This window comes from Klebsiella sp. P1927, from assembly GCF_018204675.1.
Classification (GTDB): Bacteria; Pseudomonadota; Gammaproteobacteria; order Enterobacterales; family Enterobacteriaceae; genus Klebsiella; species Klebsiella pneumoniae.
Genome location: NZ_CP073377.1, coordinates 98,762 through 109,583, shown reverse-complemented (window position 1 = coordinate 109,583; position 10,822 = coordinate 98,762). Strand labels below are relative to the sequence as shown.

The following is a 10,822-nucleotide window of genomic DNA, read 5'->3' as shown; positions in this document are numbered from 1 at the left end:
TCAAACAATCTGTGTGAGCACTACAAAGGCAGGTTCTTTAAGGTAAGGAGGTGATCCAACCGCAGGTTCCCCTACGGTTACCTTGTTACGACTTCACCCCAGTCATGAATCACAAAGTGGTAAGCGCCCTCCCGAAGGTTAAGCTACCTACTTCTTTTGCAACCCACTCCCATGGTGTGACGGGCGGTGTGTACAAGGCCCGGGAACGTATTCACCGTAGCATTCTGATCTACGATTACTAGCGATTCCGACTTCATGGAGTCGAGTTGCAGACTCCAATCCGGACTACGACATACTTTATGAGGTCCGCTTGCTCTCGCGAGGTCGCTTCTCTTTGTATATGCCATTGTAGCACGTGTGTAGCCCTGGTCGTAAGGGCCATGATGACTTGACGTCATCCCCACCTTCCTCCAGTTTATCACTGGCAGTCTCCTTTGAGTTCCCGGCCGGACCGCTGGCAACAAAGGATAAGGGTTGCGCTCGTTGCGGGACTTAACCCAACATTTCACAACACGAGCTGACGACAGCCATGCAGCACCTGTCTCACAGTTCCCGAAGGCACCAATCCATCTCTGGAAAGTTCTGTGGATGTCAAGACCAGGTAAGGTTCTTCGCGTTGCATCGAATTAAACCACATGCTCCACCGCTTGTGCGGGCCCCCGTCAATTCATTTGAGTTTTAACCTTGCGGCCGTACTCCCCAGGCGGTCGATTTAACGCGTTAGCTCCGGAAGCCACGCCTCAAGGGCACAACCTCCAAATCGACATCGTTTACGGCGTGGACTACCAGGGTATCTAATCCTGTTTGCTCCCCACGCTTTCGCACCTGAGCGTCAGTCTTTGTCCAGGGGGCCGCCTTCGCCACCGGTATTCCTCCAGATCTCTACGCATTTCACCGCTACACCTGGAATTCTACCCCCCTCTACAAGACTCTAGCCTGCCAGTTTCGAATGCAGTTCCCAGGTTGAGCCCGGGGATTTCACATCCGACTTGACAGACCGCCTGCGTGCGCTTTACGCCCAGTAATTCCGATTAACGCTTGCACCCTCCGTATTACCGCGGCTGCTGGCACGGAGTTAGCCGGTGCTTCTTCTGCGGGTAACGTCAATCGCCAAGGTTATTAACCTTAACGCCTTCCTCCCCGCTGAAAGTGCTTTACAACCCGAAGGCCTTCTTCACACACGCGGCATGGCTGCATCAGGCTTGCGCCCATTGTGCAATATTCCCCACTGCTGCCTCCCGTAGGAGTCTGGACCGTGTCTCAGTTCCAGTGTGGCTGGTCATCCTCTCAGACCAGCTAGGGATCGTCGCCTAGGTGAGCCGTTACCCCACCTACTAGCTAATCCCATCTGGGCACATCTGATGGCATGAGGCCCGAAGGTCCCCCACTTTGGTCTTGCGACATTATGCGGTATTAGCTACCGTTTCCAGTAGTTATCCCCCTCCATCAGGCAGTTTCCCAGACATTACTCACCCGTCCGCCGCTCGTCACCCGAGAGCAAGCTCTCTGTGCTACCGCTCGACTTGCATGTGTTAGGCCTGCCGCCAGCGTTCAATCTGAGCCATGATCAAACTCTTCAATTTAAGTTTGATGCTCAAAGAATTAAACTTCGTAATGAATTACGTGTTCACTCTTGAGACTTGGTATTCATTTTTCGTCCGAGGACGTTAAGAATCCATGTCACTTTGAGTGCCCACACAGATTGTCTGATAAATTGTTAAAGAGCAGTTGCGACGCGCTTTAGCGCTCTGTCGCGAGGTGGCGTATATTACGCTTTCCTCTTTCAGAGTCAACCCGTTTTTCAGGATTTTTCTCTGCAACCGAACCGGCTGTTTGTGTGAAGTGATTCACATCCGCCGTGTCAGTGGGAGCGCATTATAGGGATCCCATTTTTTTGCACAAGCCTTTTTTCGATCTTTTTTTCTGAATGGTGATTTTTCACCCTTTTCGCCGTGTAATTGCACGATTTGCTCAATTTTCACCGTTTTCAGGGGTTGCACAGGGAGATAAAAGCCACCAAAGTCTTCTTATGCTCCCGTATTTTTGAGGTCTATATGTCTGCTCAGCTGCGCCCCTACAAAGCATTTTTCCCACAAATCGGTCTTCGCGTCATGATTGACGCATCCAGCGTCGTCATCGGCGATGTCAGAATTGCCGATGACGTCAGCGTCTGGCCTCTGGTGGCCATTCGCGGCGACGTCAACTATGTATCGATAGGTCAACGCAGCAATATTCAGGACGGTAGCGTTCTCCATGTGACCCATAAGTCCTCTTATAAGCCGGAGGGAAATCCGCTGATCATTGGTGAGGATGTAACTGTTGGTCATAAAGTGATGCTGCACGGCTGCACTATCGGCAACCGCGTACTGGTTGGCATGGGTTCGATCTTATTAGATGGTGTCGTCGTTGGCGACGACGTCATGATAGGTGCGGGAAGTCTGGTACCGCAGAACAAACAGCTGGAAAGCGGCTACCTTTACTTTGGCAATCCGGTCAAACAGATCCGCCCCCTGACAGAGGCGGAACGGGAAGGACTCAAGTATTCAGCAAATAACTATGTGAAATGGAAAAATGAGTACCTGGATCAGGATAACCAGATCCAGCCCTGAGCATCTTCCTGACCATCGCGGATCAATGCTTCTGCCTCTTCCTCTAGATCCCAACGATGTTCCTGGAAGGCGGCCAGCCACTGCGCTGGCCCCTCTGCACCGAAACGCTGCTGCAGGATTTGCCCTGAAATTGCGCAGGTTAATTGCATCCCATTCACCAGCGCGGGAAAAACCACGCCCTGCCGTTCGGCATCCCATGATTCCCGGTCAGGAAACTGAATCGCCTGATTCATGCATTCAGTTCCTGCTGCAGCGTTTCAATGACCGGAGCGATAGCCGGCAGAACGCCGTGCCATAGCAGAACAGCATGGGCGGCTTGCGCCACCAGCATTCCCAGCCCATCGGCACAGTGAACTGCGCCATATTGCTGGCACCAGTGAAGAAACGGTGTCGGCCCTTTCTGGTAAAACATGTCATAGCAATATACGTCAGCGTTGACAATAGATGCCGGGATAGCTGGTACATCACCGTCTATTCCACTGGACGTCGCATTGACGATCAGATCGAATGTTTCCCCGGATAAGGTATCCATCTCCCTTGCGCTAACGCTCCCGGTATGGGCGAAGAGAGTGGCTAACTCACGGGCACGAGAATAGGTGCGATTCACGATCGTGACGGCGCATCCCAGCGACAGAAGCGGCAAAAGAACACCGCGAGATGCCCCACCAGCACCAACAAGCAGGATCCGTTGGCGTGGCTTAATGAATCCCAGGCGTTCCAGATCGCTCAGAAGACCAATACCGTCGGTGTTGTCCCCCAGTAAACGGCCATCTTCCAGGCGTTTCAGGGTGTTTACTGCTCCCGCCAGCGCTGCGCGTTCTGTCAGTTCGTCGGCACGCGCAAAGGCTTCCTCTTTAAAAGGAACGGTGACGTTGGCCCCCTTTCCTCCTTCTGCAAAGAACTGATTCAGAGAAGAGACAAAATCGTCCAGCGGCGCCAGTACACGTCCATAAGGATGAGTAATTCCTAACTGGCGGGCAAACAGCTGATGAATAGCAGGCGACTTGCTGTGCGCGATCGGATTACCAAAAACGGCATAGGTTTCCATGGTTCACCCCTGGCGGAACAGTTCACCCGTCAGGGCATCACGGATTTCAGATGGGTTTTGCCGGCCGCCCGTGGCGCCATCCACCACCGGGAAGCTGTCGCCAAACTGAGCATGGACCTCTGCGGTAGTACGGCACGGTGGTTGCCCGGTGAGATTGGCGCTGGTCGAAACCAGTGGTTTTCCGTAGGCTTCGCACAATTCGATTACCAGCGGATGGTTAGTCACGCGTACGGCCAGTGAATCAAAACGTCCAGTCAGCCAGCGCGGCGTTTCAGGACGCGCCGGGAATACAAACGTCACCGGTCCCGGCCAGCAAGAGAAGATGGCTTCCCGCTGTGAGTCACTTAACCGTGAATCATCAATATAGGGCTTCAGTTGCTCAAAGCTGGCGGCGATAAGGATCAATCCTTTCTCAACAGGACGCTGCTTCAGCTCCAGCAGGCGCATAACGGCCGTTTCGCTGTCAGGGTCGCAGCCGACGCCAAACACGGCTTCGGTGGGATAGGCGATGACATGTTCATTTTTCAGGACCGCCACGGCATGGGCGACGGCTTCTGAGGGCAGGTTATTGTTCACTGATTTATTCCGCCGGGATCGGCTTTCCACATTGTTTACTGGCACAGAAGCGTCTGAGCCCCTGCGCCGTCTTCTTTTCTATTAACAGCGGGTAATGGCATTCAGGGCATTCGCCCGCCACCGGTTTAAAATTGATAACGAACTGGCAATCAGGATAGCGATCGCAGGAGTGAAAGGTTTTACCGAAACGGGAACGACGCTGGACCAGATGGCCTTGTCCGCACTGCGGGCAAGCGATAGCCGTCTCATCGGGTTTATCAATCAGCTCGGTATGTTCACATTCCGGATAGCGGCTACAGCCAATGAACATCCCAAAACGCCCCTGGCGTAACACCATAACCGCACCGCACGATGGGCACTCTTGCCCCTCCAGCACCTTAACGATATGCCCGTCCGCCTGGCTTTTCAGGGGACGAATATAGTCACAGTCCGGATAATGCGAACAGCCGAGAAACGGGCCATGTTTCCCGGAACGGATCACCAGTTCGGCCCCGCACTGCGGGCAGGGCTCATTTTTACGCACCGAAAACAGTGCTGATTTGGTCATAACAACTCGATGTTGCTGCAAAAGATTAATGCAGCATACCTTCATTTACTTCGAAGAGTAATTCTTCCATTTGCTGATAGGCGTTTTCACAGCCCGGGATATTGAACAGTACCATCAGGATGACCCATTTCAGGTCTTCCAGCTCAAATTCTGCCGTATCCAGCGCCAGTACGCGCTCTATCACCATTTCTCGCGTTTCGAGGTTCAACACCTGAATCTGCTCGAGGAAGAGTAAAAACCCCCGGCAACTGGCATCCAGACGCTGGCACTCCTCTTCGGTATATACCCGAAGAGAGAGCGGGTCGGAAGCGAGCTGCATGGGTTCAACGAGACCCTCCTGATAATCAGCCAGTTTCTCGAGCCACATTAACGCGTTATAGATGTCTTCCCGCTCAAAACCCGCATCGGTAAGATCCCGCGTCAGTTTGTCCTGATCCACGCGCATTTCTGCTTCGCTATGGATGTAAGTTTCAAACAAATACATGAGTACGTCGAACATGGCTTGCCCTCCTTAATCGGACATAGCCGCCGGGTACAGCTGCGATCCAGCCTGCTAACTCCAGTTCAAGTAGCTGAGCTACGGTTACTGGCACAGATTGGCCGGCACGTTCAGCGACAACGTCAACAGGTGTTACCTCATCTCCTACGTTAGCCAGGAGCTCCGGAAATGGCAATGCTACAGACGGCTGATCGACGCAAATATTTATCGAATCAGACGTATCAGTCAGCCAGGCCAGCTCGTTATGCCAGTATTCCACAATATCCTCTGGCGAGGTCACTGGCACCGCGCCTTGCTTAATTAACCAGTGCGGGCCTTCCGATCCCGGATTGCCTATCGGGCCAGGCAGGGCGAACACATCCCTTCCCTGCTCCAGGGCGCAGCGGACGGTGACCAGCGATCCGCTTCGCAACGCCGCCTCAATCACCAGCACGCCCAGGCTTAAGCCGCTGATAATCCGGTTGCGCCTGGGGAAATGTGCGGGAAGCGGCGGCGTAATGAGTGGAAATTCAGATACCAGCGTACCGCCATTGTCGATGATCTGCCGGGCGAGGGTTGCATGGCGCCGCGGATAAACCTGACTCAGCCCATTGCCCAGTACCGCGATAGTTTTACCCTCCGCCGCCAGCGCGCCGCGGTGCGCGACCCCGTCAATGCCTAACGCCAGCCCACTGGTGATGGTAATCCCTTTCTGCGCCAGCGTTTCGCTGAACAGTTTCCCCCAGCGGGCGCCATACCAGGAGTGCGAGCGACTGCCAATAACGGCAAGCTGCGCGCTGTGAAGCAGGGCGAGGCCGCCGCTGACCAGCAACGCGCCGGGATAATCAGCGATAGCCTTTAACCGCAATGGATAGCGCGGATCGTCACCCCGTAACAGATGATGATCCGGTTGTCCCAGCCAGCGCCGCGTCTCGTCAAGCTCATGCTCGTCAAGCCGGAAAAATAACTTTGCCTGCGCCGCGGTCATCCCGACGGCATGCAGCGCTTCACGATCAACGCTGGCGGCTGCGCATAAGCGCTGAGCGATCTCTACCATCCTGTCGCCATACAAGCTACTGACCTTCATCAGCCGCAGCCAAATCTCGTCGGGCGTCATCCTTACCCCCTGCCATAAGCGGTATTGACAATCTTTGCGATTGGACAGTGAGACTGTCAATTGCAGGGGGTTTTGTCTAGAATAGAGCTAATAATCTTATCAACTCCTGAATACGACTCTGGAACTTTATGGCAGTTTTGCAAGTGTTACATATTCCGGACGAGCGCCTTCGCAAAGTCGCCGAGCCGGTCAAAGAAGTGAATGCGGAAATTCAGCGTATCGTCGATGATATGTTCGACACCATGTACGCCGAGGAAGGCATCGGTCTGGCCGCAACCCAGGTCGATATCCATCAGCGCATTATCGTTATTGATGTGTCGGAAAATCGTGAAGAGCAGCTGGTATTAATTAATCCGGAAATGCTGGAGAAAGATGGCGAAACCGGTATTGAAGAAGGCTGCTTGTCTATTCCTGAACAGCGCGCCCTGGTCCCGCGTGCGGAAAAAGTGAAGATCCGGGCACTGGAGCGCGATGGTAAGCCGTTTGAACTGGAGGCCGATGGCCTGCTGGCTATCTGTATCCAGCATGAGATGGATCACCTGGTCGGCAAACTGTTTATTGACTATCTGTCACCACTCAAACAACAGCGCATTCGTCAGAAGGTAGAGAAACTGGATCGTTTACGTTCCCGTGCCTGATAACAAGGAATACCGTGTCACAATCACTACGTATCATTTTCGCCGGCACCCCTGATTTTGCAGCGCGTCATCTTGATGCGCTGCTGTCGTCTGAACATCAGGTTGTTGGCGTATTCACTCAGCCTGATCGCCCTGCTGGTCGCGGCAAAAAATTGATGCCAAGCCCGGTAAAAGTGCTGGCAGAAGCCCATAACTTACCTGTGTTCCAGCCATCCTCCCTGCGTCCGCAGGATAACCAGCGGTTAGTCGCCGATCTCGGCGCCGATATTATGGTGGTAGTGGCGTACGGTCTGATTCTGCCTAAAGCGGTGCTGGAGATGCCCCGTCTGGGCTGTATCAACGTTCACGGCTCGCTGCTACCGCGCTGGCGTGGCGCAGCGCCAATTCAGCGTTCACTGTGGGCGGGGGATAGCGAAACTGGCGTAACCATCATGCAGATGGACGTCGGCCTTGATACGGGGGATATGCTGTATAAGCTTTCCTGCCCCATTACCGCAGAGGATACCAGCGGCAGCCTGTACGATAAGCTGGCCGAGCTCGGCCCGCAGGGGCTGCTGGCAACGTTAGCCCAGCTGGTCAACGGCACCGCACGGCCTGAAGTACAAGATGAATCGCTGGTGTGCCATGCCGAAAAGCTGAGTAAAGAAGAGGCTCGTATCGATTGGTCGCTTTCCGCTGCGCAGTTGGAACGCTGCATCCGCGCGTTTAATCCGTGGCCAATGAGCTGGCTGGAAATTGACGGACAACCGGTAAAAGTGTGGCGGGCATCGGTCATCGCCGAAGCCGCTCACGCCGAACCGGGTACTATCGTGGCAGCAACCAAACAGGGTATTCAGGTCGCCACGGGGGATGGGATCCTCAGCCTGGAGTCGCTACAGCCTGCGGGTAAAAAAGCGATGAGCGCCCAGGACTTACTCAATTCCCGCCGGGAGTGGTTTATCCCTGGCACCCGTCTCGCCTGACGGTCGTCTCTTCTGAAGCCCGGGTTCGCCGGGCATTTTTATTTTTGCGCTTATGAAAAAGAATATAAATTTACGCAGCCTGGCCGCCCAGGCTATCGAACAAGTTGTTGAAAAAGGGCAGTCTTTAAGCAACGTACTGCCCCCTCTACAGCAGAAAGTCAGCGATAAAGATAAAGCGCTACTGCAGGAGTTGTGCTTTGGTGTACTACGTACTCTAAGCCAGCTGGAGTGGCTCATCAGCAAGCTAATGGCGCGTCCGATGACCGGCAAACAGCGCACCGTGCACTTTCTGATCATGGTTGGTCTCTATCAGTTACTCTACACCCGCATTCCCCCGCATGCCGCGCTGGCGGAAACGGTAGAAGGCGCGGTGGCCATTAAACGCCCGCAGCTTAAAGGGCTAATCAACGGCGTGCTACGCCAGTTCCAGCGCCAGCAGGAAGCGTTGTTAGCCGAATTTGCTGAGCATGAAAACCGCTATCTTCATCCCAAATGGCTGCTGAAACGCCTGCAGCAGGCCTGGCCGGAGCAGTGGCAGGAGATCGTCGAGGCGAACAACCAGCGCCCGCCGATGTGGCTGCGCGTTAACCGCAACCATCATTCCCGGGATGAGTGGCTTGCCCTGCTTAACGAGGCCGGTTTAGAGGGCTTTACCCACCCTGATTATCCGGACGCCGTACGCCTGGCCACCCCTGCCCCGGTCCACGCGTTACCAGGATTTGATGAAGGTTGGGTAACCGTTCAGGACGCCTCGGCCCAGGGCTGTATGCGCTACCTGCAGCCGAAAAATGGCGAACGCATCCTCGATCTCTGCGCGGCACCGGGCGGGAAAACGACGCATATTCTGGAAGTCGCCCCCCAGTCTCAGGTCATGGCGGTGGATATTGATGAACAGCGTCTGTCCCGCGTCTATGACAACCTGAAACGGCTGGGCATGAAAGCCGAAGTCAAGCAGGGCGATGGCCGCTTCCCTGAGCAGTGGTGTGGCAATGAGCAGTTCGATCGTATTCTGCTGGATGCCCCCTGCTCCGCAACCGGCGTTATTCGCCGCCATCCGGATATCAAATGGCTGCGCCGGGATCGGGATATCGCCGAGTTAGCCCAGCTGCAGGCCGAGATCCTCAATGCCACCTGGGCGCACCTGAAGCCAGGCGGCACGCTGGTTTACGCAACCTGTTCTATTCTGCCGGAAGAGAACGGTCAGCAAATTGCCGCCTTCCTCGCGCGAACTCCGGATGCAGAACTTCACGCAACCGGCACGCCGGCGAGCCCCGGGCAGCAAAATCTGCCGGGCGTGGAAGAAGGTGATGGCTTCTTTTACGCTAAGCTAATCAAACGTCGGAACTAATGGGTCACTGCAGATGAAGATTATTATTCTGGGCGCCGGCCAGGTCGGCGGCACGCTGGCGGAAAACCTCGTCGGCGAGAACAATGATATTACGCTGGTTGATACCAATGGCGACCGTCTGCGCAGCCTGCAGGATAAGTTCGACCTGCGTGTCGTCCAGGGGCATGGCTCTCACCCTCGCGTACTGCGTGAGGCGGGGGCCGATGATGCCGATATGCTGGTAGCGGTCACTAGTTCGGACGAAACCAACATGGTGGCCTGCCAGGTCGCTTATTCATTGTTCAATACGCCAAACCGCATAGCGCGTATTCGTGCGCCTGATTACGTTCGTGATGCGGAAAAGCTCTTCAACTCTGAAGCGGTACCCATCGATCACTTAATCGCTCCGGAACAACTGGTCATCGACAACATCCACCGTCTGATCGAATATCCCGGCGCGCTGCAGGTCGTGAACTTCGCAGAAGGAAAAGTCAGTCTCGCGGTAGTAAAAGCCTATTATGGTGGCCCGCTGGTGGGGAATGCCTTATCCACTATGCGGGAGCATATGCCGCATATCGATACGCGCGTGGCCGCCATTTTCCGCCACGATCGCCCCATCCGCCCGCAGGGTTCGACGATTGTCGAGGCCGGAGATGAAGTCTTCTTTATTGCCGCCTCGCAGCATATTCGCGCGGTCATGAGCGAACTGCAGCGACTGGAAAAGCCGTATAAGCGTATTATGCTGGTCGGCGGGGGCAATATTGGCGCGGGTCTGGCCCATAAGCTGGAAAAAGATTACAGCGTTAAGCTTATCGAACGTAATCAGCAGCGAGCCGCTGAGCTGGCGGAAAAGCTGCAGCATACTATCGTCTTCTACGGGGATGCATCGGACCAGGAGCTGTTGGCTGAAGAGCATATTGACCAGGTGGACCTGTTTATTGCCGTCACTAACGACGACGAAGCCAATATTATGTCGGCTATGTTGGCCAAGCGAATGGGCGCGAAAAAAGTGATGGTGCTAATCCAGCGCAGAGCCTACGTGGATCTGGTCCAGGGTAGCGTCATCGATATTGCGATTTCGCCTCAGCAGGCCACAATTTCCGCACTCCTCAGTCATGTCCGTAAAGCTGATATTGTCGGCGTCTCCTCCTTGCGCCGCGGCGTTGCAGAAGCGATCGAGGCAGTCGCGCACGGCGATGAGAGCACCTCCCGGGTAGTCGGGCGTTCGATCGATGAGATCAAACTTCCACCGGGCACGATCATCGGCGCCGTCGTGCGGGGCAATGACGTGATGATCGCCAATAATAATCTACGGATCGAGCAGGGCGACCATGTGATCATGTTTTTGACCGATAAGAAGTTTATTTCCGATGTCGAAAGGCTGTTCCAGCCAAGTCCTTTCTTCCTGTAATTCCCAGGGCGCCGAACAGGCGCCTTTTTATTATCCCTTATTATTCAAAGGTTAATATTTTGCAGTAACTATCTGCTGGGAATGGCAAATGAAAATACATTTGTTAAAC

General features: G+C 54.6%; 11 protein-coding genes and 1 rRNA gene. 5 read left to right on the top strand and 7 right to left on the bottom strand.

The window, feature by feature from the left end:
* Positions 1–43: 43 nt before the first annotated feature.
* A 16S ribosomal RNA gene (locus tag KB892_RS00610) occupies positions 44–1,583 on the bottom strand.
* A 471-nt stretch (positions 1,584–2,054) separates the two neighbouring features.
* On the opposite strand from KB892_RS00610, the gene KB892_RS00605 reads away from it, so the two are divergent.
* Positions 2,055–2,609: a gamma carbonic anhydrase family protein gene (locus tag KB892_RS00605; RefSeq protein ID WP_002919123.1), complete on the top strand. Its 555-nt coding sequence runs from the start codon at positions 2,055–2,057 to the stop codon at positions 2,607–2,609.
* On the opposite strand, the gene KB892_RS00600 is transcribed toward KB892_RS00605, so the two are convergent.
* From KB892_RS00600 to dprA, 6 genes are read right to left on the bottom strand one after another with little or no spacing between them, the layout of a single operon-like run.
* Complete coding sequence (locus KB892_RS00600; protein WP_002919125.1) at positions 2,585–2,842, bottom strand: DUF1488 family protein; 258 nt, start codon at positions 2,840–2,842, stop codon at positions 2,585–2,587. The two genes, KB892_RS00605 and KB892_RS00600, sit on opposite strands and share 25 nt — an antisense overlap.
* The gene (gene aroE / locus KB892_RS00595; RefSeq protein WP_002919126.1) at positions 2,839–3,657 is read right to left on the bottom strand and encodes a shikimate dehydrogenase; all 819 of its coding nucleotides are present in this window, start codon (positions 3,655–3,657) and stop codon (positions 2,839–2,841) included. Before aroE ends, KB892_RS00600 begins: the two co-directional genes overlap by 4 nt.
* A gap of 3 nt (positions 3,658–3,660) precedes the next feature.
* Entirely contained in the window at positions 3,661–4,233 is a 573-nt protein-coding gene (gene tsaC, locus KB892_RS00590) for an L-threonylcarbamoyladenylate synthase type 1 TsaC (RefSeq protein ID WP_002919132.1), read from the bottom strand.
* A 4-nt stretch (positions 4,234–4,237) separates the two neighbouring features.
* Positions 4,238–4,780, bottom strand: coding sequence for a DNA topoisomerase family protein (locus KB892_RS00585; protein ID WP_004145330.1), 543 nt, complete (start codon positions 4,778–4,780; stop codon positions 4,238–4,240).
* A gap of 25 nt (positions 4,781–4,805) precedes the next feature.
* Positions 4,806–5,279: a DUF494 family protein Smg gene (gene smg / locus KB892_RS00580; RefSeq protein WP_002919137.1), complete on the bottom strand. Its 474-nt coding sequence runs from the start codon at positions 5,277–5,279 to the stop codon at positions 4,806–4,808.
* On the bottom strand, positions 5,251–6,375 hold the full coding sequence (gene dprA / locus KB892_RS00575) for a DNA-protecting protein DprA (RefSeq protein ID WP_002919139.1): 1,125 nt from the start codon (positions 6,373–6,375) through the stop codon (positions 5,251–5,253). Before dprA ends, smg begins: the two co-directional genes overlap by 29 nt.
* A gap of 128 nt (positions 6,376–6,503) precedes the next feature.
* Between dprA and def the strand changes: the two genes are divergently transcribed.
* From def to trkA, 4 genes are read left to right on the top strand one after another with little or no spacing between them, the layout of a single operon-like run.
* Positions 6,504–7,013: a peptide deformylase gene (gene def / locus KB892_RS00570; protein WP_002919144.1), complete on the top strand. Its 510-nt coding sequence runs from the start codon at positions 6,504–6,506 to the stop codon at positions 7,011–7,013.
* A gap of 14 nt (positions 7,014–7,027) precedes the next feature.
* On the top strand, positions 7,028–7,975 hold the full coding sequence (gene fmt / locus KB892_RS00565; RefSeq protein ID WP_002919147.1) for a methionyl-tRNA formyltransferase: 948 nt from the start codon (positions 7,028–7,030) through the stop codon (positions 7,973–7,975).
* A gap of 52 nt (positions 7,976–8,027) precedes the next feature.
* Positions 8,028–9,323: a 16S rRNA (cytosine(967)-C(5))-methyltransferase RsmB gene (gene rsmB, locus KB892_RS00560; RefSeq protein ID WP_002919150.1), complete on the top strand. Its 1,296-nt coding sequence runs from the start codon at positions 8,028–8,030 to the stop codon at positions 9,321–9,323.
* A gap of 13 nt (positions 9,324–9,336) precedes the next feature.
* Complete coding sequence (gene trkA / locus KB892_RS00555) at positions 9,337–10,713, top strand: Trk system potassium transporter TrkA (RefSeq protein ID WP_002919153.1); 1,377 nt, start codon at positions 9,337–9,339, stop codon at positions 10,711–10,713.
* Positions 10,714–10,822: the final 109 nt, after the last annotated feature.